This is a genomic window from Geobacillus sp. 47C-IIb, assembly GCF_014679705.1.
Classification (GTDB): Bacteria; Bacillota; Bacilli; order Bacillales; family Anoxybacillaceae; genus Geobacillus; species Geobacillus thermodenitrificans.
Map to the genome: position 1 here is coordinate 1,726,214 of NZ_CP061473.1, position 24,883 is coordinate 1,751,096.

Annotated in this window: 21 protein-coding genes and 4 pseudogenes; 3 read left to right on the forward strand and 22 right to left on the reverse strand. The window is 45.3% G+C overall.

Annotation, left to right across the window (positions count from 1 at the left end):
- Positions 1-281 precede the first annotated feature (281 nt).
- The 6 genes and pseudogenes from IC804_RS08740 to IC804_RS08765 form a co-directional block, all read right to left on the reverse strand.
- Positions 282-851, reverse strand: a complete 570-nt coding sequence (locus tag IC804_RS08740) for an ROK family protein (protein ID WP_236927471.1) — start codon at positions 849-851, stop codon at positions 282-284.
- 118 nt (positions 852-969) lie between these two features.
- A pseudogene (locus IC804_RS08745) lies at positions 970-2,636 on the reverse strand (IS1634 family transposase).
- 129 nt (positions 2,637-2,765) lie between these two features.
- A complete protein-coding gene (locus tag IC804_RS08750; RefSeq protein ID WP_223812925.1) occupies positions 2,766-3,116 on the reverse strand; it encodes an ROK family protein in 351 nt (116 codons plus the stop codon).
- Positions 3,117-3,268: 152 nt separating this feature from the next.
- Positions 3,269-4,707 (reverse strand): annotated as a pseudogene (locus IC804_RS08755) (glycoside hydrolase family 1 protein).
- A 3-nt stretch (positions 4,708-4,710) separates the two neighbouring features.
- Positions 4,711-5,811 (reverse strand): helix-turn-helix domain-containing protein, encoded by a 1,101-nt coding sequence (locus tag IC804_RS08760; protein WP_011888348.1) that lies wholly within the window; start codon positions 5,809-5,811, stop codon positions 4,711-4,713.
- A 156-nt stretch (positions 5,812-5,967) separates the two neighbouring features.
- A complete protein-coding gene (locus tag IC804_RS08765) occupies positions 5,968-7,254 on the reverse strand; it encodes an extracellular solute-binding protein (protein ID WP_081157551.1) in 1,287 nt (428 codons plus the stop codon).
- A 535-nt stretch (positions 7,255-7,789) separates the two neighbouring features.
- Between IC804_RS08765 and IC804_RS08770 the strand changes: the two genes are divergently transcribed.
- Positions 7,790-8,242 (forward strand): N-acetyltransferase, encoded by a 453-nt coding sequence (locus IC804_RS08770; protein WP_011888350.1) that lies wholly within the window; start codon positions 7,790-7,792, stop codon positions 8,240-8,242.
- Positions 8,243-8,591: 349 nt separating this feature from the next.
- Here the strand turns inward: IC804_RS08770 and IC804_RS08775 are convergent, their stop codons facing one another.
- From IC804_RS08775 to IC804_RS08800, 6 genes and pseudogenes are all read right to left on the reverse strand, one after another.
- Positions 8,592-8,849 (reverse strand): DUF2283 domain-containing protein, encoded by a 258-nt coding sequence (locus IC804_RS08775; RefSeq protein WP_011888351.1) that lies wholly within the window; start codon positions 8,847-8,849, stop codon positions 8,592-8,594.
- Positions 8,818-9,213 (reverse strand): hypothetical protein, encoded by a 396-nt coding sequence (locus tag IC804_RS08780; RefSeq protein ID WP_081157550.1) that lies wholly within the window; start codon positions 9,211-9,213, stop codon positions 8,818-8,820. Before IC804_RS08780 ends, IC804_RS08775 begins: the two co-directional genes overlap by 32 nt.
- On the reverse strand, positions 9,213-9,503 hold the full coding sequence (locus IC804_RS08785) for a DUF3467 domain-containing protein (protein ID WP_172437883.1): 291 nt from the start codon (positions 9,501-9,503) through the stop codon (positions 9,213-9,215). Before IC804_RS08785 ends, IC804_RS08780 begins: the two co-directional genes overlap by 1 nt.
- Before the next feature lie 442 nt (positions 9,504-9,945).
- Positions 9,946-10,254 (reverse strand): annotated as a pseudogene (locus IC804_RS08790) (ATP-binding protein); the annotation flags it as partial.
- Positions 10,255-10,369: 115 nt separating this feature from the next.
- Positions 10,370-11,479, reverse strand: a complete 1,110-nt coding sequence (locus tag IC804_RS08795) for an RNA-guided endonuclease InsQ/TnpB family protein (RefSeq protein WP_081157548.1) — start codon at positions 11,477-11,479, stop codon at positions 10,370-10,372.
- 161 nt (positions 11,480-11,640) lie between these two features.
- Positions 11,641-12,480, reverse strand: a pseudogene (locus IC804_RS08800) (magnesium chelatase domain-containing protein); the annotation flags it as partial.
- 90 nt (positions 12,481-12,570) lie between these two features.
- Between IC804_RS08800 and IC804_RS08805 the strand changes: the two are divergent.
- Positions 12,571-13,422, forward strand: a complete 852-nt coding sequence (locus IC804_RS08805) for an RpnC/YadD family protein (RefSeq protein ID WP_081157547.1) — start codon at positions 12,571-12,573, stop codon at positions 13,420-13,422.
- A 144-nt stretch (positions 13,423-13,566) separates the two neighbouring features.
- On the opposite strand, the gene IC804_RS08810 is transcribed toward IC804_RS08805, so the two are convergent.
- From IC804_RS08810 to IC804_RS08850, 9 genes are all read right to left on the reverse strand, one after another.
- Positions 13,567-14,331 (reverse strand): uracil-DNA glycosylase family protein, encoded by a 765-nt coding sequence (locus IC804_RS08810; RefSeq protein WP_172437882.1) that lies wholly within the window; start codon positions 14,329-14,331, stop codon positions 13,567-13,569.
- Positions 14,332-14,453: 122 nt separating this feature from the next.
- Positions 14,454-15,452, reverse strand: coding sequence for an ADP-ribosylglycohydrolase family protein (locus IC804_RS08815; protein WP_081157552.1), 999 nt, complete (start codon positions 15,450-15,452; stop codon positions 14,454-14,456).
- A 351-nt stretch (positions 15,453-15,803) separates the two neighbouring features.
- Complete coding sequence (locus tag IC804_RS08820) at positions 15,804-16,550, reverse strand: hypothetical protein (protein ID WP_081188977.1); 747 nt, start codon at positions 16,548-16,550, stop codon at positions 15,804-15,806.
- A gap of 401 nt (positions 16,551-16,951) precedes the next feature.
- A complete protein-coding gene (locus IC804_RS08825; RefSeq protein WP_015374614.1) occupies positions 16,952-18,085 on the reverse strand; it encodes an IS4-like element IS5377 family transposase in 1,134 nt (377 codons plus the stop codon).
- Between the two features lie 30 nt (positions 18,086-18,115).
- On the reverse strand, positions 18,116-19,054 hold the full coding sequence (galU, locus tag IC804_RS08830) for a UTP--glucose-1-phosphate uridylyltransferase GalU (RefSeq protein WP_099233099.1): 939 nt from the start codon (positions 19,052-19,054) through the stop codon (positions 18,116-18,118).
- A 115-nt stretch (positions 19,055-19,169) separates the two neighbouring features.
- Entirely contained in the window at positions 19,170-19,745 is a 576-nt protein-coding gene (locus IC804_RS08835; RefSeq protein WP_081157599.1) for a hypothetical protein, read from the reverse strand.
- A 47-nt stretch (positions 19,746-19,792) separates the two neighbouring features.
- Complete coding sequence (locus tag IC804_RS08840; protein WP_223812927.1) at positions 19,793-20,287, reverse strand: hypothetical protein; 495 nt, start codon at positions 20,285-20,287, stop codon at positions 19,793-19,795.
- Between the two features lie 61 nt (positions 20,288-20,348).
- The gene (locus IC804_RS08845; protein WP_020756702.1) at positions 20,349-21,719 is read right to left on the reverse strand and encodes an AAA family ATPase; all 1,371 of its coding nucleotides are present in this window, start codon (positions 21,717-21,719) and stop codon (positions 20,349-20,351) included.
- Between the two features lie 330 nt (positions 21,720-22,049).
- Positions 22,050-22,817 (reverse strand): tyrosine-protein phosphatase, encoded by a 768-nt coding sequence (locus IC804_RS08850; RefSeq protein ID WP_081157598.1) that lies wholly within the window; start codon positions 22,815-22,817, stop codon positions 22,050-22,052.
- A gap of 262 nt (positions 22,818-23,079) precedes the next feature.
- On the opposite strand from IC804_RS08850, the gene IC804_RS08855 reads away from it, so the two are divergent.
- Complete coding sequence (locus IC804_RS08855) at positions 23,080-24,018, forward strand: polyisoprenyl-teichoic acid--peptidoglycan teichoic acid transferase TagU (RefSeq protein ID WP_081157597.1); 939 nt, start codon at positions 23,080-23,082, stop codon at positions 24,016-24,018.
- A 36-nt stretch (positions 24,019-24,054) separates the two neighbouring features.
- On the opposite strand, the gene IC804_RS08860 is transcribed toward IC804_RS08855, so the two are convergent.
- Positions 24,055-24,840, reverse strand: coding sequence for an SGNH/GDSL hydrolase family protein (locus IC804_RS08860; protein WP_081157596.1), 786 nt, complete (start codon positions 24,838-24,840; stop codon positions 24,055-24,057).
- Positions 24,841-24,883 lie beyond the last annotated feature (43 nt).

Here is a 24,883-nt window from a genome sequence, read left to right on the forward strand (position 1 = left end):
CCTTTCGATCCATCGTGAAACACTGAAATCATCCCCCACCTGCGCAACCGCGAAGAGGTGGGGGAGATTGTTTGGAATGCCTTCCCTACGGCGCCAAGCCATCTCTGTGCATCCTACAGTTTGACTCCCCTATGATGACCGTTAGTGATCCCTCTCATTGAAGAGATTCTGAGCGACGTCATGATTCTCGTATGGTGAGCACACCCACTCGCGTATCCCGAATAGGCCACCATTTCACCTCATCCTGCTAGCATCCACAACAGGAGCACAACTGATTTGGTTTATGTTGAACCTATATTGGAATACTCTCTGATAAATCCATAAACCGCCCCCAAAAGATTCGCATCTTGACGAAAATGACAAGGAGCAATTTGAGGTTTCATCTTTGCCAAATGGATCACTGACAGGATTTGCTCCAACTTCTCGTTAATTCTTGGTATGAGTTCATTGTTTGCACTAATTCCCCCGCCAATGAGGATAATTTCTGGATCATAAATATACTGCAAGTTGTAAATACCTACGGCTAAATAATGATAGAATCGATCCAGTGCCTGAAGACAAACTTCATCTCCCTTTTTCGCTAATCTAAAAATCTCTTCCCCATCAATGGCATTCTCATCGATGTTTTTTAACCGTGCTACCGTGCGTACTAGCGCCTTTGTTGAGGCAATCCTTGACCAAACATCATTGTCCCCTTTGATGTCTGTGGTTAGGAGCATGTATCCGAATTCTCCTCCATGCAAATGACCCCCTTTATGTAAATGACCATTTTTAAAAACAGCCCCGCCGATTCCAGTACCAATCACAACAACTAAAACATCTTTCTTCCCCACACCTGCTCCACGCCACATTTCCGCAAGTCCTGCACAATTGGCATCCCGAGTTCGACAGTCACTAGGCAAACAAAATGCCTCTCGCCCCTTGATACAAAAGGGATCGGAGGCATTTGGGCACACTTCGGGCGTGTATCTAGGTGCGAGGGTGGATGCCTAGAATCTTTGGAGGAGGTTCCAGCCCTAGAGCCGCAAGGAATAGCGCTTGTTTGGCCGTCAGTTCGGTTCGTTGATAAAGGTCGCCGTTTTTTGAAGAAAAATGTCCAAGCATGAGACGCTCGCATTCGTCTCTTACTTTCGGCCACGATTCATGAGTTCGGATCTCCACGATCCGAACCAGCAAGAGAGCCAGCCAACTGAGCAGCACATGCGCCCGGATACGGTCTTCCAAGCGATGATACATGGGGCGCAGCTCGAGTGTTGATTTCAACGTCCGAAAGGCCTGCTCGATATCTACCAGTTGCTTATACCCGAGCGCGACATCCTCGGCAGACAAGGTGTCATCGGAGGTTCGGATGAGATATTTGCCATCGTACGTTTCCGCTTCACGAACCGCTTGCTTGTCGATGCGAAGCGTTCCATCCTTCAATTGACGCAAGTATTTTCCGTAGGACGGATGGGAACGCAGCCGGCAGGTGGCCTTATGATGAGCTTCATTGGGGAGTTGGCGAAGCCCTCCAACTCCTCTTTCAGCGATTCGAGCAGCTTTTCCCGTTCCTTGCGTTGGCGTTCGGCTTCGCTGGGATTGTACACGAGAACATAGCGCTGACGCGCTTCTCCGTCGCCCACGATGATTTCTTTGATATGCAAGTTCTCGCGAACTTGTTGGTAGCGCCCGCGACGGTTTAGGGCCTCTTCGACGGCGGCTTTGCCGGACCGCATTTTTTCGCCGACAATGTAGTGTCCCCCGGCCTGTTGCAAGATTCGCAAATTCTCTTCAGACGAAAATCCGCGGTCCATCACGCTGATCACACGCCCAAGCTTCCAGCCAATCAAGTCTTGTTTCACCTGTTTGATGACCGTCATATCCATCGTATTGCCAGGCCATACCCAAGCGCGAATGGGGACTCCTTCCCGGGTAACGGCCAGTCCAATGACGATTTGGACCAAATCGGGACGCTTATCTTTGGAAAACCCCTGCTTTCGAAGCGATTCTCCTTCTGGTGTTTCGGATGGATCCACTTCGAAGTACGACGAAGTCGTATCAAAGTAAATCAAATCGACTTCCAGGTTCAATAAATCGGCCACGGCATGGAACACTTGGCGTTCCAATTCCGGCTGCACAGCCAGCAGCTCATCCATCGCCCGGTACAACTGGTGGCTGGCGACTTGGGGAAGATGAGGGATATGCACGTCTTTCTCCACCCACTCCTCCATCGCCAACTTGCTTGACGGATGAAGGGCACGATTCGCCACCATGGCAAAAATCAGCCGTTCCAACGGAATCTGATGATGTCGGGAGGCAAACAAGGAGTGGAGAATCTCTCCCAATCCCAGTTGTCTCCAGAGCTGATCCAAAAGCCAAGCGCCACCAAGGCGTTTGCTTGATTGAAACTGAAAGTCATCCGACACTTCTCCTGTCAACGTCTCGATTTCCCAAGCCTGCTCAGGAGAAAGGAATCGCGAAATGCTTTTGGCCAGACGCTCCAAGACAGCGCGATCCACCTCGTCTTCGCGCCCAAACGAATAAATCACCTTCGCTTTCGCATATTTGGCCTTCGGATCCCATTCGTTGTGAGCAAGCTGGAGATACGCCACGGTCGTTCCATCTTTGTTTTTGCGTGTTACTCGCCGTATGTACATGCCTATATTATAACCGATATTCAGCTGTTTTAAAAGTTAAAATAAACAAGTCGTGTGCCTATGAAATTCAGTGTTTTTTTCTAGGATCCGCATCGCGAAATCTTTGATATAACAGCATTTTGGCCATTTTCATTTGCCTAAAATGGCCTCAAAACTGTCGAACTCGGGGGCATCATTCTCTAAAAAAACGGGTTTTTTCACTCTTCTTTGAACCAGTTCTTTCATATTTGGCCCATGAATATAGGGAATGGCACTTGAACCGTATATAACCCCCTCAGGGGAAACTGCTCCTGGAGTGCTAATAGCAATCCCCTCAACATCCTCGTGTTCTAGAGCTCTTTGTTCAATGAGCGCTAAAAGTTCCTCCAAATGATTTGGGGTTTTTTCTTTTGTTTTATCAATCATTTTTCCGTCGCCATCGATCACTCCGCTCTTGACGAATGTTCCCCCAATATCAAATGCGATATATTTCCGATTCATCTTTCCACTCCTAAAAATGAACAAATCGAATCCACGTGAATGATGTTGCTCTGAAACGAAAAGTGATACTTAATTTTTCATGGATAGTTAGTCACACGTTGTACAAGAAGTAAAACAACCTTTCACACGTATTCTTCATGATCAGCCGCTAATTATTTATAAAAATGATCATTGTTTGCCTCAAACTGTCTTGTTTGGATCAGGTTTTTATACCAATAAGCAGACTTTTTCATTCTTCGATTTCTATCATCATCCAAATCGATTTCTACTAAACCATACCGATTCTTGAAAGCATTCATTGGAGAAACATTATCCGTAAAAGCCCAAAGCATGTATCCTTTGCAGTTAGAACCTTCTTCAATCCCTCTTAATAACCATTTTAGATGCTCACTAATGAACTCAATCCGATAATCATCTTGAATGACACCGTTTTTATCTTTAAAGCGGTGTTCGTTTTCAACCCCATGCCATTCTCAGTAACAATCCATTCGATGTTACCATACTCTTCCTTGATACGAATGGCAAAGTCATACATAATTTTTGGGTATATTTCCCACCCGCGGTAAGGGTTCATCTTTCTACCCGGCAACTCAAAGTGTTCATAATAAAATTCTGGATGAAAAGGGGTATTTGGATTCCAGGCTGTCGTCCTAGCTTTTACTCGTTTAGGCATATAAAGATTAATCCCTACGAAATCAACCTTATTTTCTTTAATGATCTGCAGCTCTTCATCGTTATACTCAAAGGAACAGTCATGTTTTTGCATTAAATCAAAAAGCTCATTCGGATACTCTCCTTTAATCATCGGGTCTAAAAACATCCGATTAAAAAATAAATCATACATTTTCGCTGCTTCGATATCATGTGGAGCACTGGATCGTGGATAAACCACCTCAGGATTTAGAATGACCCCGATCTTACTCTCTCTATGTTGACTCGTATATGATTGGTGGAACAGCTGAACAACCTTCGCATTCGCTAGGGTTTTATTAAAATTCCATTGCATCCATTTCTTCGTGTTTTGTTCATAAGGCCATCGGACAGCATCTAGATAAACTCTTGTTTGGATGACAATGGGTTCATTGAAAGTAAACCACCATTTCACTTTATGGGCATATCTTTCGAATACTTTTTCTGCATATTTGACAAACAAATCAACAACGTGTTTTGATCCCCAACCTCCGTATTTCTCAAACAAGACTCCGGGGATTTCGTAGTGTTCTAGACATATCATTGGTTCTATTCCGTTTTTCAATAACTCATCAATCACATTCTCTATATAATTTGCATACTCTTCATCAACGACAGCATGTTCGTAGTCAACCAAAAACCTTGACCAATTAATTGATGTCCGATAATGCGTAAGACCAATTTCTTTCATGAATTGAATATCTTCTTTATATCGATTGTAAAAATCAGTAGCAATCGTTGGTCCGTACCCGTTATGCCAAACCTCCCGATGATTTTTATACCAAAGATCTAAATAAGAGTCTTGAAAGTCTTTTTTGCTAGACCACCCTTCCGTTTGCCAAGCAGATGACGCGGCACCAATGATAAAATGATTCGGCAATTGCATACCAATTTTCTCCATGCCTTATCCTCCTAGCTCTCTATTGTACAAATTTCGATATTCTGTTGGAGTCATGCCTGTAAATTTCTTAAATACCTCGACGAAATACTTATACTCATGGAAACCGACATTGTTAGCGATCACACCCACTCGAAGAGAAGTTTCAGAAAGCAGTTTCCTCGCTTCGTTAACTCTTAGAAGGTTGACATACTCGTTAAATGTTTTCCCGGTTTTTTGCCTAAATATCGTACTGAAATAATTGGCTGAAATATTGACTACATTAGCGACTTCACTCGCTTTGATCGGTTCTCGATAAAACTGACGAATGTATTCCAAGGCTCTTTCAATTAGCCAATCATTGGTTTCTTCATGATCCAAACCTAACTTCTCGATAATAGTGACTAGATCTTCTTCAAACATCTTTTGTAGAATCAGATCGAACGTTTTTAGGCTTCCTGAGATGCATAAAACGATCGCCACTAGGATGGTATCCCAAATCATCGGGATAGTGATTTTCCATGTGGTCACCCATTCCGAAGCCCCATCAATTTTCGCTGATTCTAACACCTCGTTCGGGATATTTTGTAATGCGGCGAGAAAAATAATTAAATATAACCCAACAAACTGCCATACAATGACCACAAGCACGGAATACAATGCTAAGTCCGGGTCGCCCAACCAGTTTTGCGTTAAGAAGTCTAACCCTATACTTCTGAGAAACTCATTGATTAATCCGTATTTAGAATTATAAACTAAATTCCAAGTGATCGAGATCACAACGGTCGATAATACGACTGGTAAAAAGCCAATCGTTCGAAATAGTCTAGACCCCTTTAGCTTTCTATTCAGTAGGATGGCGATCAATAACGCGATCGGCACTTGACCGAACACAGACGCAAGTACGACCAATATATTATTTTTGACCGAATTCCAAAAATCAGGGTCCTTTAACAATTCCACAAAGTTATCCAGCCCCACAAAGGTCATCTCTGATATCCCGTTCCACTTCATGAGGGAATAATAAAACGATTGCAAAATAGGTAGAATGGCAAAAACGGTGTATATCAATAGAGCGGGAAGGATTCCAAGCCATATCCCCATGGTTGTTTTCTTGTTTATCTTCATCACAGCTCACCTTTGAATAGAGATTCGTGTCCCGAGTGACTCGGGACACTCCCCAAATGTAGATTCATAGCGGCTTAATCAACCTCATGTTCGGCAATCCAACACTCGAGAAAGACAAGATCCAAATGAAAGCGACGGTATAGAAGTGAACGTGTTTTATTTCATTTTTTCTAGTGCATCTTGCATTTCTTTAGCTAGCTCTTTCGGGCTTTTTTCCCCTAATGTAATCGCCTGCAGCCCATTGTTAATGATGTCGGTTAATTCCGCAGGTAATGTCGCATCATAAACCGGAGCTAATCCGCCTTGAACAAAGCTATTCGCTGTTTTGAATATCGCCGGTGTTTGGCTATCCATTTCAACGTTTACAGGCACAATAATATTTGCCTTAACAAGATTTTGATATAACGTCTCACTATAGTAGAATTTCAGGAATTCAAAGGCGGCCTCTTGTTCCTCTTTCGTTAATTGTGAGCTTAACGCGATGCCCCCACCTGCTACACCGGATATGCTAGACGGTTCACCCTTCCCTCCTTCAAATGTTGGTAGCGGAGCAACTCCAATGTTATCAATGTTTTCTACGTTATCAAGAATTGGCCCAATTGCCCAAGAACCTGCAAAGTGCATAGCGGCAGATCCTTTGATGAACTCATTTCTCGCCGTCGCCTCGTCGATCGTATTCATATCTTCGTTAAAGGCATTTAATTTCGTCAACTCATCGATCACAGATAACGCTTGAATAAAATTCTTATCGACAAAGGAACCGTTGCCACTGAGCACATTAGGCAAGAAATCACTACCCGTAAAACGATCAGCAATCGTTGAAATGTATACGGATTGAAGCGGCCAAGTCGCCTTGTTTCCTAAGGAAATAGGGGTGATTCCCTCTTTATTGAGAGCGACAATCAACTTTTTCAAGTCTTCATAAGTTGTCGGAAAATCACTGTAGCCAGCTTTTTTAAGGAGTTCTTTATTGTAGAAAATCAAACTCGTTAAACTGACATTGGAAGGTATGGCGTAATAGCTCCCTTTGACCGCATAATCATCTAAAATGGATTCTGGAATGGACTCTTTCCACTGATCGATGATGGGATCAAGCGGAAGCAACGCGCCGCTTTCCACAAGCACAGAAGTTCTTTCGCCAGGCCATACACGCATCATGTCAGGTAATTGGTTACCCGCGGCTTGTGTTCTTAACTTTGTTTCATATTGATCATGAGGAATGGTTTCCAAAACGATCTTTATATCATCATGCTGCTCATTAAACTTCGAGATCATATCTTTATAAACAGTATTTTCTGGACGATCTTCAGTCCAGTCGGTCCATAAAGTCAGTTCGATCACGCCATTCTTGTCGCCAGATGCCTTCTCTTCCCCACCATCATTACATGCGGCTAGAGCCAAGAGAAGAAGCAAACTCAATACGACCAAACCTACTCTTCTCATTTCTGTATTCTCCCCCTTCTGTTTTGTCGGCTTGTCACTATACTGGAATCGCAAAAATACGAAAGATGATATGAAACGCTTACATCAATTATAATGAAAGGCCTTTCATCAGAATATCCGATAAATCTACAATAATATCCGTTTTTTTTTTGAAAATTAACTCAAAGTAAATCCCTAGTTTGTGGTCAGAGCTTGTCTTTGTTTCATGTGTTTCATGTGGTACCATGCAAACTCTTCAGCTATGTATTTTAAGTCGTTGGCATGATGGAATACACTCGTCTTTCATCACAGATGATAATTTGGCGGGAGGAATGGTCTCTTCTATCAATGAATATGGTGCTCTCGTAGATGTCTATCTTACATGCCTGTGCATAAACATATCAAGAACATCATAAGAGCATTTCCCGTATATGCGAAACGAACGACCTCTCCGATTTCTTGATCAAAATTAATGGAATCTTTGATTGCATATTAACACAAAATATCGTATATTTATAAAAAAGAATCTATTATTATACGATAGCGAGGGAGCCCGATGCAAATTGACCATGCCGTCACCAGTGATGTGAAAGAAATACATGCGTTAATTCAACACTTTGCGGAAAAGGGATTGGTTTTGCCGCGTTCGTTATTATCCATCTATCAGCACTTGCAATGCATGTACGTAGCAAGGGAAAACAACCAAATCGTTGGAGTAGGAGGATTACATATCTTAGGGCACGATCTGGGGGAAGTTCGTTCGTTAGTCGTATCCTCCGATCATATGGGGAAAGGAATCGGACGCCTGCTCGTTGAACATATTGCGAACGAAGCGGCCAGACTCGGGGTGAAGCGGTTAATCTCCTTCACGTACCAAGTGGAGTTTTTTCGAAAATGCGGGTTTGAGATCGTAGATAAATCAACACTGCCGGAAAAAGTGTGGATTGACTGTGTCAATTGCCCGAAACTCGACTGTTGCGATGAAACAGCCATGATCAAATACATTTGACCCTCCTCCCACCCGCATGGCGGGAAAGGAGGGAGAGCCCTTGGAAAAACCTTTTTTCCTCCGCTGTTTCGCTCTCTATACCCTTAACTAAAAACGAGTATGTTCGAAACTGGAAGGCTGGTGATTTCGTGAAAAATCGCGGAAAACGGAATCTCTTCTCAAATTGAGAAGTCCTGTAAAATCAACGCTTCTCTTTCAGCCGAAAGCAACGGGTTCGGCGAAATCGGTCGTTTTTCACCAGCCCTCTAGAAAATAAAACCGCTTTGCCCCCGACTCGTGCGCCCCAGCCGCATTAACGTAGCGAAGGATAATATAGTGGAATCCATTCCAGAGGCAAAATCGCCGAAAACTAATGGATTTGTTCGTTAATCATATGAAAATTAATATTCACCGGTATAAATTTCTTGATACGCTCAATATCCCGCTTCTTGTAGTCCATAATCACAATGCCAGTAATGACCTCATCCTCTTCAGAAAACCGGATAAACACACCAGGAGCTGCTTCGTCATCGTACGACACTTTTGGTTCGCCCAAATAAATATAAAGAACATCGTGATCATAGTCATAGGAGTATTTAACGTTTTCCTGTAAATTTTGGACGAACATAAATCGCACCTCCTGTCTCTTGGTTTAACCTGCTTTTGGCGATGACGGTAACAACGTCACCATACGCTTCATCTTCATGGTCGACAATAACGACCAACGCCTTTAGCGACTTAAACTTAGGCAATTGCACAAGATCTATATATTTTTGTCTTGTATCATGCTGATCGTCCGGATTATTTGGCAATATAACACAAGGATCTTGAATGACGCTCTTGACCATATCTTCTTGGCCTATAAACTCTTCCCTTGTATGATCCCCACCAACAATATGATAATTCCATGTTGTGCTTTTAAGCCGCACCTCTCTGCCTAGAGGGTCCTCAGTTATAAATATGTAGTCTGTATTGATCTTGTTACCTTCCATTATTGCTCACTCTTCACACCAATAATACCTAATTGCGAAAGTTCCTGAATCTTTTCCTCACTTGGCGGGGAAGGGATTTCACCGAATATCTCTTCATACTGCTTAATGTAATTCAATAACAAATAAGCAAATTGTTTGGCGTGTTGTGGGCTCATAGTAACCTTTCCGAGGTATATATTCTCATCGGGCGATTGCTGTTGAAAATTAAGGATAATATCATGAAGACTCATACTTAAACTAATGGAATTACAATAAACATTGAAGGGTCTCTTTTCCATATTCCCTTCCATATACCTTTCCTCTCCCTTTTAAAAACGGTATTGTAATTATATTTTACACCTTAAAGAATTTTCTTGCACTCATTTCATTAGGGAAACCGCTGTATATAGAAAATGCCTATAAATAAACCGCCCCACCAAGGGGTGCCTAATCATCGTCCTTTCCGCTGATGCCATTTCCGCGCGCTTTCGATGGCTGACAAGTGACAGGCAGCCTCATTCCCTCACAAATTCAGCATATTTTTTCTTCCGCTCTGTTTTTGTGCCTGAAAAGTAATCTAATCATGCATCCATATTCATAAATTTCGGAGGCAGCGATTTGGGATGCATATACAAATAAACTCTCCATCGGTAAGGTTCCGGCGCATGCACCATATGAGCTTCTACAGGATTGAGATGAATATATCGACTCACTTCCAACATTCCGCTGTCATTGTCAATCCATTTACCATAATAACGCTTCATAAATCGGTCCGGAAACACGATTTCGATACGCTTGAATTTGTTTCGGACTGCATGTGCAATAGTGCGTTCTTGAGCCTAAATATCCACACGGACACGGATTCATCGCCCCAAGCAAAATAAAGTCCGCAGGATATGTTACCGTCGACGAAATACGGCTAATCGTCACTTTCCCCGTCTCTAACGGCTGGCGAAGCATATCCAGCGTCTTTTTCGCAAATTCCGCCATTTCATCGAGAAACAAAACACCGCGATGTGCCAGCGACACTTCGCCAGGCTTTGGGTGCGTTCCCCCGCCAAGTGACATACTCCCACCACCTACGCTTCGCTTAGAGGTGGGGGCTTCTCGGGTAATCCCATCTCATGATGGGAAGTTGACCGAGCGATCCCCGTGTGCCCCACGGTTCGAGGACAAGTTAGACGATCGCGAATCGTTTCATGCCCTCATGTTTGATATTGATGGCCGCATTGACGTCCCTGTCGCTCTCGAATCCACATTCACAGCGGAATGTACGCTCAGAAAGCGATAGAGACTCCTTGACTCGACCGCAACACGAACACGTTTTGGACGAGGGGAACCATTTGTCGATTTTGATCAGTTTCTTCCCCTGTTCTTCCAATTTGTACCGAAGGAAAGAGGTGAACATGCCCCAGCCGTTGTCATGAACGCGTTGACCGAAATGGAGGGCTTGGGACATTCCCTTCATGTTGAGGTCTTCGATGACCACGCAATCATACCGTTTCGCTAATTTGTGCGACTCCTTATGCAGAAAGTCTTTTCGTTGGTTCGCAATTTTTTCATGCAGCTTCGCTACTTTCAGACGCTGTTTGTGCCAACGATTCGAGCCTTTCTTTTTACGAGACAATTTACGCTGTCCTTTCGCTAATGTTTCCAATGCTTTGCGATAGAATCGAGGATAATTGGCTCTCTTACCCTCGCTATCGACATACAACGTACTCATGGAAAAATCAAGCCCAACAACCGTTTGTACTTCTTTTGGGGCAGGTTGATGTTCGTACTCTGTGAGAATAGAAATATAGTATTTTCCTGTTTTGGTTTTCGTGATCGTACAAGACTTGATGATATGGTGGGCAGGAATCTCCCGGTGTTGCTTGAGCTTGATCCATTTCAGTTTGGGCAGCTTGATATAGCCATCTGAAAGCTTGATGTTGCCATTTACCACATTTGTGGTGTACGACTGTTTCGCCTTGCGGTTTTTGAACTTGGGAAATCCAGCGCGGCCAGAAAAGAAGTGTTGAAACGCTTTCTGCAAATTCAATTGGGCGTTTGCCAGCGCAAGGCTGTCCACTTCTTTTAGCCAAGGAAACTCCTTTTTGTACTTGGCAGGGGTCGGAAATGTTTGCTGTTTCAAGGATTCTTGATCGTCCTTGAACTTTTCAAACATTTGTATGCGTTCTTCAAGCATTTTGTTGTAAACGAAACGGACACAACCGAAGGTTTTGGCGAGCCGTTGTTCTTGTTCTTTTGTTGGGTACAAACGAAACTTGTATGCCTTGTTTGCCATATCCAATCACCTCACTTCATACCTTGATTTTCGATATATTTTTTCTATAACTGATTATATTGTAATACACAAAAAAGAGACAATTTTAGGCTATACCTAACCGAAATTCATCTCCCACTTTCACTTCGTTTAGAAGTGGGAGACTTCTTTCGGAAAGATGTTAAAGAAACCGATGAAGCGGAATGATGCGGATGGCGAAAAGGCGGATGGCCGCTCTCGATTTTTTCCCCTGCCAGCTGGTACAAACTGATCACCTCTAACTGCGCATCATGAGAAAGGCTCGGCAAAATCGTCGGAAACGTTTCCGCCAACAAACTTTTCCCGCACCCAGGCGGTCCAACCATTAACACGTTATGTCCGCCTGCCGCTGCGATCTCCAATGCTCGCTTTGCTTGATGATGGCCAATAATCGATTGAAAATCCCGATGATGCTTTCGCGGGGAGTTCGTAATTTCAGGAGTGCGAAAAGCTGGGGGTAACGAAAGAACGCGTTGTCCTTGCAGATATTGCACCGCTTCTTCCAATGTCTGAACAAAGATACAATCGAGATCTTTCAAATGATGAAGCGGAAGTGTGGGATCATACGGAAGGTATACTTTTTGAAAACCGAGCTTCTTTGCTGCCAATATCGCTGGAAGCATGCCATCCACCGGCTGAATCGTTCCATCCAACGATAACGAACCTAAAAACGCTGCATCGGGGGAAACCGGCGCTGTCAGCTTGCCCATTGCCTTCAAAATCCCAATCGCCATCGCCAAATCAAACATCGGGCTATGTTTTTTCCTCTCCGGCGGAGACAAATGAACAACGAGCCTTTTATCAAAAAAATCACATCCGAAAGCATAAAGCGAAGCAAGAACACGTTCCTTTGCCTCTTTCACCGACGCATCCGGCAACCCAACAATCACCATCGCCGCAATCCCCGGCACCTCCTGCACCTCCACCTGCACCCGATACCCTTCTAACCCCCTCAACCCAATGCTTAAAATCTTCACCGTCACTCATCCATCCCTCCCAATCACAGAACATTAGTTCTCACCCATCATTGTAATACCCTCCCCTTTATCTTTCAATTACCAATATTTCGACAAATTTCGGGTGGTGACAGGCACCAAACCCAATTTAAGTCGTTAAGCGAATTGTACCAAAACCAAGCGCTCGATGTTTACGGACTACATGGACTGCCGAAAATTAAGACGCTGTTGCCTAATGAATATCCAGCTGTACGAGCGGATGAAAAACGTTCAGACACCTTGTTTCTTCTCGAAGATGATTCGATCCTTCTCCTTGAATACGAAAGCAACCAACGATTTATTGAAAACCATTTAAAGTACCTCGATTATGCTTACCGAATTTTGCACACATACTATAGACAGCAGAAACAAATCAAGCCTATTCATATCGTTGTCATTTATACGAGCGAAGTCACAAGCGCTCACGAACAATTGCACGCTGGAGATGTGTTGATTTCTTCGAAAGCCGTATTGCTTTGCGAATACAACGGAGATGCGATTTTCCATGCCATCGAAGAAAAAATTCTCAACAACGAACCGTTAACAGCGGAAGAAACGATGAAACTCATTCTCGTTCCGCTTATGCATAGTCGTTTCGACCGGCAAACGATGATTGAAAAAACGATCGAGCTCGCGAAAGAAATTCGTGACGAACCAACGCAACTACACGTCATCGCCGGCATCTTAACCGCTACCGATAAGTTTATTGACGAAGAATATGCAAAAAAAGTAAAGGAGTGGATCAAAATGACAAAGGTCATTCGGCTTTTCGAACAGGAAAAAGAAGAAGCAGTGAAAGAAGCAGAAAAACAGAAGGCAATTGAAATCGCAAAAAACTTACTAGATGTCCTGCCTATTCATGAGATTGCGAAACGGACCGGATTAACCGTCGCTGAAGTGGCAGACTTGGCGAAAGAAATGGGCAAATAATCTGTCGCGCGACACGACCATCCCCAACAATGATGATGGACAAAACAATCCATATCTTGATATTGCTCATCCAACTTTTCACCTTAACAGCGCAACGGCAGCAAGGCTACAGCACCCAGAGATCTATCGACCATTCTCGGTGCTTCACAGAACCTGACCCTTTTCCTTGTCTAACAAATGATAAAGACGTTCACGCAGTTGCTTATAGAGAAGCGGACCCTCTATTTGTGTCTTTTTCGGAACCCCTTTTAACGAAAACGGAACACTCATGTACTTTTCCGGATGCAGCCGAAGTTCGTGGCTAAATGCATCTCTTGGCTCTGAACCGACCAATATGACCAGTTGGGGATTTAATAAATGTATTTCGTCCATTAACAGTTCCTTGCACTTTTTCATATCCCGGATCCCTCTATGATTAGCTACCCTAGCAAAATCCGTCACATATGATCTCTCTGCAATATCCCTGGTGATCCCTAAATTTCGAACAAGCGGATCATAATTTTTGGTATTGGGCCAATAGCGATCAAAAAATGACTGATAAGGTTGTACGTCTTCAAAAATCCAAAAACAAGAAAGGACGGTCATACTCAGCTTCTCTTCCTTCTGCAAGGAACCCTTAAACACAAAGATATACTCTGCCTTACCTCGCTCAACAACCTTACGCCCAATAAACGGCAAATCCACACTTCGGGCAATATTGTCCCTCTTAAAAGACCAATAATTCCGAGATGGATCCATTGCTTTTTTATAATGCTGGAAATACGCTTCATAAAAATCCACTAAATAATTCAACTCCGGAACTTGTTTCAAATCCGATACGATATGAAAGTCAACGTTCCCATTGATTTGTGATTCACTATAAATGCCAAAGTTCGAATGTATTTCAGCCAATCGATGAGCTAGCATCATACATCCCCTCATCATTCACAAAAATTTCGAACAAAGAAACATCGATGGAAATTATTGAAAACCTATAAATCCTATCTCAAACCGATCAGCCAAATAGGAAGGCCGCGGCAAACTCCACCCGACTAACCCCGAATATTTACCAATTGCACCGCCAGCTCTTCCAACTCATCGGCACAGACGATTTTTTCAATAAAACGGCTTGGCAGTTGGTGATATCCGACTTCTAATCCTTTCAATCCCCCGGCAATCGCCGCAATCGTATCACTATCGCCGCCCATATTCACCGCTGAAATGACGATGTCTTCAAACGATTCGCAGCGCCACAGCCAATGAAGAACCCAGCTCATCGTATGCACGACATAGCCGTCAGGCGGGCAGGCCGGTTCAATCGTTAAAAGCGGTTCGTATCGCGTATGAACAACTTCTTGCCTAATCGCTGCTGACAGCTTTTCTCCATGCAACAACCGAGAAGCAATGCGGTTATAAATAAGGCATGCTTCCACCGCTTGACTATCATGATGTGTCATATTCGAATGAAGGACCGTGACTTCCTCCATCTTTTCCTGATCCGCATACGCCAGCGCAATCGGCAAACAGCGCATTAACGACCCGTTCCCCGCACATTTGCCGCCGAGCTTCCGGCAAGCCCGATAAGCAGCATCAAACCAATCGCCAGCATACAATGAAAACACGGTGCGGATGATATTGCCGACGTCCGGGGGATTGGTCTTATACCACTTCAAAAACTCCTCTCCGATTTCAGCAATCGGATTTTCCTTATTCCGAATGATCCCTTTCGCCACCGCAATCGTCATTGCCGTATCGTCCGTCACTTCCCCAGGTGGTAAATCAAGCCAACCGCCGCCGATGATGTCAGTCACTTTTCCGTACGTGCCGCGAATTTCCTCGGCACTCATAAACTCCGTCGTCGCCCCCAGCGCATCGCCAATCGCAAGGCCGAACAGCCCTCCTTTGATTCGGTCAAGCACGTTTTCCCCCACATCGTTTGATTTAGCCGTATGATGCTTTGCATATTTTATAGTTTGGTAGTTGCTCACTAACTGATCCAATTCATCCAATGAAAGATAAGCAATAGCATTCCCGCTTCCGAATTTCCTCATAACTTTGTCCTCTACCATTTGCAGCTTTTTCAATACTTCACTAGAAGCTTTGGTACCTGCAAAACGTTTTCTCCCCTTATCAGGTCCTTCTTCGATAATCTCCCACTCTTCAGGCTGAAAGACACAAACGACTTTTCCATGATGTACCCCTGCAACATATTGAATATACGGAAATCTATGTTTACTCATCCTCCAATTTCCCCGAGTAGCTTCATAATCACTTTTGCCTTCCGCTAAGGAATTATGTATTTTTACAAGCAATATTTCTTCTTTCACCCGTTTCCCTCCCTCGCCGTCTTGGCTATTATCAAAAGTTTATTCCCCACTTGAAACAAAAGAAGGTCATCTAATTTATGCCAGGTTATTACCCGGATTCCCGTCCGGATTCGTCCGCTCATAGCCGCCGCCTTGTTGCTCTGTCAAGTTCACATCGGTATTTCCATCCCCATCACGCCAGTATCCTTCAATCCATTGCCCATCGCGCCAATGTCCTTCCACCCAGTGAGGACGGACATGATGTGTCCCCGGATTTTCTTCCGATTCGATGCTGACTGCCACCTCGGAATAGCCGGTATAGGAACCCATAGAATGTCCATTGGCATCTGCCCCATTACCTATGTTGTCCGGATCTTGATCGCTTTCTGCCCAATCGCTATGGTCAGCGCCATCGATCACATCCACGATTCCGACCGCCAACGTTCCTACAGCTACCGTTTTGGCAATATTGGTCAATCCGTTTTTGATCTTTTTCTCATCGTCATCGCGCAGCCCTTCATAGACCTCTTTTCCGTTTTGGTATGTATGTTTGGCCGTCTGGTATACTCCTTTGGCCGTGCGCGAAATCGATTCACCGATGTTTCCAAGGCCCTTTTCGATCTTCGCTTCATCTTTTTGAATGATGCCAGACGCCGTATTCCATACGCCGTCTACCGCTTGGCCAAACGTATCGCCGGCAAACTCAGACGCTTTTTTCACGCCATCGCCTACCTCTTTGATCCATTGGCTGCCTGTTATTTCACCGACAACATTCACCGCGCCACCTATCACCGCTCCCGTTGCTTTCCCTGCCAATCTGCCTAGTTCCCGAAAAAAACTCAATTTGATCTCCTCCATATTCTTGATATTGACACCTATCTTTTTATTTCGACACTTTTCCTCTTAATCCTTTTCCTTCCAGAAAATTTTTATGAAAATATACCCACGATTTATGTACTACTCCCCCCTTGACAGCTATGCATAGTTTGACTAATCTGTTACATACAGAATATTCAGTCATATATGGTCATAAATAAATAAGCCGCCCTTAACAAGGCCGGCTTAATCATTTGGATCCTTTCCGCTGATGCCATTTCCACACACTTTCTATGATTTGTTCCAACGAATATTCCGCTTTTCAGCCAAGTTATTCGTAAATGCGGGGATGCAACAAGACGCGCCGGGGCGCCCGGACGGCGTTCGGTGTATTCAATGAAGGATTTGTGGCCGGTCACGAGTGTTGATTATCCAAAATTAGACATACGCCTTCCATAAATTTGGGCATACTCAAACAAAGCAGCGGCCATCCCGGATTTCCAATCGAGAGGAAGCTGCCCAGAGAAAAAACGGCGAACGAACGAAATGAAGGAAAGAGAGACGTTCGTCTGTTTTTTGGTTTGATCATACAGCCATCGCAGCAACACATACGCGATGAACGCCGCAAACAGTTGGTTGTATACCGCATTTTCCGTCGTGCCAAACAAGGTCGGGACATTCAGATATTGCTTCACCCAACGGAAAAAGACCTCAACAGTCCAACGTTGTTGGTACATGTCGGCAATGGTTTCCGCAGACGCATGGAAGAGGTTCGTCACGACCCGAATGTCGCGGCCATTCGCATCTCGAAAGATCACCACCCGGTGACGCTTGGTGGAGCGGCATTGTTTCGTCCCCAACTGGCACGTGAAGTCGGCTTGAACCGATGAGGATGTGCTGGAAAGGCGTTTCAAGCTTTTTTTCTGATGAAGTTCGATGTTGTCCTTCATCCGAATGACAAAGAGCTGATGCTGCTCCACAAATCGATCGAGGCGTTCGATTTTGAAATACGCCCGGTCTTCCACCAGCACTTGTTGAGCGTTCGTCAACTGTTCTCCCACCGGGCCATCATGACGCAGTCCGATGGTTTCCACCACGTCTGCCGGCAACGAGGATTCCGGCGAATACGCGACGTGCAGCTTCACTCCGGCGCGTTCGCCGTGATACGGCGCCCATGGCAGGCGGTTTTTCCCGACCGTGACGGTCGTCGAATCCACCACCCGAAGCGGTTTGGGAAACCGAAGCGAGCGGCGGGTTTGGCGGTTGCACTTGGAAATGATCAACGCCAACAAGCGTTTCATGATGTCATAGGGAACTTCTTTCGCTTTCTTGGATACAGTTGAATAATGGAATCGCGGCAATCCATACAGAGGCCCCACATCGGCTCCGTGGCGAAAGCTTTTCCATTGATGCATGGCGGCCAGCAGGAAGAAGTGAATCAACTCGCGCAACGTAAAGGTTCGAGACGAATCACGATACCCAACCGCTTCGGCAATCAGTTGAATCTCTTCATCCGAAACAAGTTTTTGCATCAAATTCGGGAGTGTGGTATGCTTGTTCATAGAGAGCACCTCCTGGGTTTGTTTGTGTCGCTACTCACATTCTACAGGAAAGGTGCTCTTTTTTCTATACCCTTTGGATTTTATTGGATAATCAACACGCCTGACATCATTTAATATTTTCTCCATAAATTGAATAAGGTCTTCTCTTAATTCATCGTGCTGCAACGCAAACTCAATCGTCGTTTTGATAAATCCGAGCTTCTCACCGACGTCGTAGCGCTTGCCCTCAAATTCGTAAGCAAACACACGCTGGATTTCGTTCAATTTTTGAATCGCGTCGGTGAGCTGGATTTCGCCTCCGGCGCCGGCTTCTTGTTTTTCAAGGAATAAGAAGATTTCCGGTGTAAGTATGTATCTTCCCATAATTGCTAAGTTGGATGGCGCGGTGCCTGGTGCTGGTTTTTCGACGAATTGGCGGACTTGGTAACGGCGTCCGTGTTGTTCAATTGGATCGATGATGCCGTAACGGTGCGTTTCGTTATCAGGCACTCTTTTGACACCAATAACGGAACTGAGAGTTTGTTCATATTGGTCAATTAATTGTTTTAAGCATGGTGTTTCCGCTTGGACGATGTCGTCACCAAGCAGAACGGCAAATGGTTCGTCGCCGATAAAGTTGCGTGCACACCAGACGGCGTGGCCGAGCCCTTTCGGTTCTTTTTGACGAATGTAGTGAATGTCGACTTTCGATGGCTCTTTTACTTTTTCGAGTAAGTCATATTTGCCTTTTTCAATTAAGTTTTGTTCAAGTTCAAAAGCGTTGTCGAAATGGTCTTCGATTGCACGTTTTCCTTTTCCTGTGACGATGATAATATCTTCAATCCCTGATGCGATTGCTTCTTCAACGATGTATTGAATCGTTGGCTTGTCAACAATCGGCAGCATTTCTTTCGGCATCGCTTTCGTTGCCGGCAAAAAGCGCGTGCCGAGCCCCGCTGCTGGAATGATCGCTTTGCGCACTTTTTTCATGTGGTACGTAACCCCCTATGTATAGTTGGCCCCTATGCCCCCGCGCATCGGTGCAACCGTAGCTGCACCGATGCGCCGATGCATATGGGCATAAAAAACAGCCCCTTTTCGGGACTTAGTTTGGCATTTTTGATTTCAGATTCAAGATTTCTTTTTCATGATCGATCAGTTTGTCAAACATCACATCGGATCGGCGCTGCAAGTGCGAGACGGTGACATCGACGGATTTCCTTATATTCGTTACATCGTTCAAAATGAGGGCTTGATTGTGTTTGGAAATGCGCAGCTCTTCGAGGATTCGCTCTTGCATCTGCTTCATGCCGGCCATCTCGTGTTCTACTATTTGTTGGCCTTCTTGCAACTGGATAATGTCTTTTTGAATTTGGGAAACCGTCGTTTCCAATGTCCGTTGGCCTTCTTGCAGTTGGGCGACATCACGCTGCAACGCATTCTGGCCTTCTTGGAGCTGGGCAACGTCCTTTTGAATTTGGGAAACCGTGGTTTCTAATGTCCGTTGACCTTCTTGCAGTTGGGTGACTTCCTTCTGAAGCTGGGATACATCTTGCTGCAGCTGCGATACGTCTTGACGAATGTGCCCGACTGCGCCTTCCAACCGTTCGAGCCTGTCGTGGACTGGTTTCAGTTCTTCTTGCAAGACGGAACGAAGCAATTCTTTCAGCTCTTGGCTCATGGCTTCACCTCCTTGACGCCATTATAGCATGGCGCGGCAGGGAAACGTTACAACGTGTATTCTCCTTGTCCGGAGTCATTCAGTGGAATGCGTTGATGAGGAACTTCATGCCCCAAAATGACAAGGCTTGGATCATCCCAGTCCGCATACGGCGGCTTCTTCACAGGTTTGCCCACCGGCTGCCGAAACAAAGCTGGATCTGGCGAGTTTTTCGATAAATGGTCATCCTGGTAGGCCGTGTATACACATATTTTTGAAAAAGGCGGAAGATCCAAAAGCCCTCGTAACATATAGGCATGAAGCATGCCTCCTTCAAACTGCTGTTTCGCCTTTTCCCAACTCTTCACTCTTACTGTTTTTTTACATTCAAAAATGTGCAGTTCCCAACATTGCTTCTCTCTTCTGACAAAGACGATGCCATCGGGTGTGTTTTTGGTTCGAAGATAAGGGAATCCGTTGTTAGGCTTGATCGAAAACACTACGGCTTCGTTGGAACAGTGGAGCGTTACTTGTGCTTCTCCCGATTTTTCCTGCTCGATCACATATAACGTTCCGCCTGTTTCCCCCGTTTTCTCATAAAAGCTTCGCTCAAGGTATTCGAGGTTATTCATCCTCTCCATCCTCTTCCCCGATCTGGAATGCATACGTCTCTTCATTCAACTGCCAAATGACTTCATTGAACGTTTCCGCCGGAAAGCCGTTTTCGGTCGGAATGAGCGGCGTGATGATCGTGTCTTGGCCTTGCATGCGGAACTGGTACGCCCTCACCTTTTTCGGATCAATCGCGTCCTCATCGACATAGCCATACGTTTTCATCAACTGTTCTCTCTTTGGATGCTGGTGAAGTTTGATCAAATTGTTCACCTGTTGGAACAAAATATCGCTATGGGTGGTCAACCACACCGGCATGCCTCGGTTGGCCAACTTGACAAGCGCTGTCGCTAATATGCGCTGGACGCGTGGATGCAGATGCGCTTCTGCCTCTTCAAAAAAGAGTGAACGGTACGTTGCTTTTGATTTTAAAAACAAAATGAGCGGCGACAGTTCAGTTACAAGCGACGATGTGACGTATAACGGCAAGCGCTCTTGTTTGCCTTGTGGGCAATAGTAGAACGATGGAATCGGTCCTTTTTCTTGGTCCATGGTTCCGTTGGCAATCTCGGTTTCAATAAATCGTCCGATGTCCGCATATTTCGACTGTCCGCTTTCCTCCAAACGCAACAACGCTTGCAAGAATCGATAGACAGGCAACGTGAAGTCAAGGGATGGTTCCTCATGTTCTTCGTTGATCATCCGTTCCATCATCTCTTGCACCAGCGCCTTGTAAGACAACATGAACCCTGTTCTCGAAGCGGGCAAATACAGCGCTTCGCCAATGGCCCGCCCTTGGATGCCGCCTTGTCTGGATGGTGGGTAAAACGGCGATGTAAGTCCATCCATCAGCAAATTCCACGTAATGTATTGAGCCATGCGATACCGCTCTGTCGCTTGTCCCTTGCTTCGATCCGTATACGGGATGCGAATATAGTGTTTCCCCGTCGAAAAACGAGCGCCTTGGAGCGAATCTTTCTTTTCAAAGATGATTCGCAGCGGTTCAGAACGGCGGTACCGCTCGATGCTTAACGAACCGATCGGGATTTTGCGCCGAAAAATCGTTCTAACCAACTCGCTTTTTTTGTTTCTGAGAACATCATTAAACCATTGGACAAACAGTTGCGCTTCACGGTCTTGGATGAGGCAGTCATCGCCGATAGACGATTCAAGAAAGCGATCGATTTCCTTGTACGTGGACGTGTTCGGAGGGTCTTTTGGAAACAGCTTGCGCCCCTCGGACAACACCCCCCAAAGAAGCGACATCAGATAGCTTTTCCCACTGTTGTTGTCGCCGACAAACAACATCAACGGGGCAATATCGATTTCCCCCTGTTTGATCTTTCCAAATCGCTCAACCTTTAACGCCCAAGTTTGTTCCATGCGCGTATCGCCTCTTTTCACAGATTACGGATCCTCTATCTTTCTATTATAAACGATACGCCTGACTCATAATCACTGAATTAGATAAAAACGAGTGAAAAATCGGGCATCTAACCCGCCCTCACGCCACACCCTCGACGACGGGCGTCTAAGGTGATAGGACCGTCATCGTCCCCACCCACGGCATGGCCGAGTGCCTCCATTGATAATGGTAAGGAGACATCACCGAAAAGCAAAAGAAGGCCGTTTCCATTTTGCCGATCAAAATGGAAAACAGACCAACAAAGGAATAAAATGATTGACCTAAGCTTTCAACTCAGGTATATTTTTCTAAAAAAGACCTAGAAACTTTTTCTTTTTGATTCGCACCGGCTCGTCACAGTATACGGTTTGTCCGTTAACGAGCAGTTCGGCGTTTTCTTGGAAGAAATAGACGGCATCGAGACCAAATTCTCGATTGATAACATCGTAGGCCGCTCGCATTTGGAAAGAGCGGCTCGTGAGATTATGAGCATCGGAGGCAATGAAGTGCACCCAGTTCGCTTCGATCAACTGCATTGAAAACTTCTGGATATTTTTTCCGAAGAAACCTGCCACGCTGGCGGCAGTCACTTGGGTAAGGACGCCTTTTTGGACGAGCTCGTACAGCCGATCCGGCTTTTCGATAATTTCGGCGTTCCGTTCCGGATGGGCAATGACCGGGGTAAGCCCTTTTAGCTGCAACTCAAACAGCAACTGGTTCGCGTAGCGAGGAACGTGGTCGGACGGAAACTCGATTAAAATGTAAGGCGTTTCCCCACCAAGCGGCAGTATGTCACCCCGTTCCCAGTTTTCTAGAAAATCGCCATGAATACGGATTTCTTGACCTGTGAGTACAGTTAGCGGAATGTGGTGGTGTTCGAGTTGTTCGTTCAGTTGGCGGACAGCAGCGGTGACGGTTGTTGATGGATTGTTGTATTTTCCGTTATGGTGATGGGGAGTGGCGATGATCGTTGTAATGCCTTCATCCACCGCCGCTTTCGCCATAGCGATGGCCTCATCCATCGTTTGCGCACCATCATCAATACCTGGTAAAATATGACTATGGATATCAATCATCGCCATCTCCTCCTTTTCCTTTGTTCTTCCAAATCTTTTAAGCACCAATAATCATAGCATAGTAGATTTGTCATATCAATCGTATTTTTTGCCGAATTGTGTCGAGAAGACCCTTTTATTGACGATATTTGTTTGTACTTGTGGGTTAAAATGGACATCATTCGCTAAAAATTGACAAGTTCACACATTATGCTAGTTGTTTCACCAAGGAAAACAAACTATAATCATAATGATGGATTTTACAATTGAAAGAAGGTTGAATATGAGAGCAAAACGACGTAAAAAACGAAAATGGCTGCGCTGGGTTGGGATCATCGTCGCATTGCTTATCATCGGCTCCGGAGTGTTCGCGTATTCTGTCTACCATAACCTCAAACAAACGGCGAACGAAATGCATGAAAAAGTGAACTGGAAGTCGGAAAAGCGCCAAGAAGAAGTATCGTTTGAGCGGAAAACACCGATTTCGATTTTGTTAATGGGTGTCGATGAGCGGAAAGGGGATAAAGGACGCGCCGATACGCTTATCGTCTTAACAGTCAATCCGAACAAGCAATCGATTGAGATGGTAAGCGTGCCGCGCGATACGAGAACGGAGATTATCGGTAAAGGGATGCAAGATAAAATCAACCACTCGTACGCTTTTGGTGGGGTTGAGATGACGATGGCGACAGTCGAGCACTTCTTGGACATCCCGATCGATTATTACATTAAAGTCAATATGGAAAGCTTCCGCGATATCGTTGATGCCGTCGGTGGGGTGACCGTGAACAATCCGTTTGCCTTTACGTATGGTGGAACGCACTTCCCGAAAGGGGAAATTACGCTAAACGGGGAAGAGGCGTTGAAATATTCGCGCATGCGTTATGATGACCCGCGTGGCGATTTCGGGCGTCAAGACCGCCAAAAACAAATCATTCAAGCCATTATTGAGAAAGGCGCTAGCTTCTCGTCGCTTACGAACTATAGTGATGTACTCGCCGCGGTCGGGAAGAACATCAAGACGAACTTGACGTTTGAGGACATGAAAGAGATTCAGGCAAATTACAAAGACGCCCGCAAACAAATTAAGCAGCTGCACATTAACGGCCAAGGGACGAAAATTAACGGTATCTATTATTTACTCGTACCAGATAGCGAGCGGACGGCGATTTCGAATGAGTTAAAAGAACATTTAGAGCTATCAGCGACAGCATCACGATAAACAAGACGCGCACCCGATAATTGGGGTGCGCGTCTTTTATTGGGCAATGAAGTATTCAGCCAGCGCCTCCGCCCATCGTTTAGCGCCTTCCGTAGTCGGGAGGTCGCTTTCTGGATCGACGTATTGATCGATTTCCTTGCTTTTGTAGTCGGGCCACGCCGACCAATGGTCGAAGTAAGCATAACGGTTTTCTTTAGCGAATGCTTTGAGCTCTTCGACTTGTTTTGGATAGTATGTAGCGTTGTAAATCGGGTTGGGCGGCTGCAAGATCACGACCGCATCGGGGACGTCGGATTTGAGTTGACTGATGATTGACTCAATATGATCGAGCGTATCATCGATGACAATGACGCCGTTATCATTTAACAAAAACGGTTCAAACAAGACGAGATCGGGTTTGTCATTCGCCCAGTCAGCGGCGATGCGCTGCTTGTCGGCGTCGGCGGTTGTCAACCCTTCATATTCATGGACGGTAATTTGGAACGTCCCTTCCCCGTATGCTTTGTCGAGCGTCTGTTTCAATAAATCGGGCCAGCCGCCTTTCTCCGGCGTCGATTCCGAACCGGCAATGACGAGGCGGATCGGGCGATTTTCTGCGACAGCTCGTTTGATGGCGTTCTGTGCCGCGGCAGGCAACTGTTTGGTGCGGGCGAGGATTGCTTTTGTTTGATCGGCTTTTTCTTCTTGTTGGCCGGATGTTTCCATTTTCGCCCGTGCCGCTTGTACTGTAGCGTCGATCGTTTGTTTCCAGTACAAGTGTCCAACAATGGTAAAGGATAGGCAAGCGGCAGTGATCAAAAGGATAAAGACGAAGTTTCTCAACGGTCTCTCCCCTCTTTCTCTCTCACATGAACGGCTTCCCGCC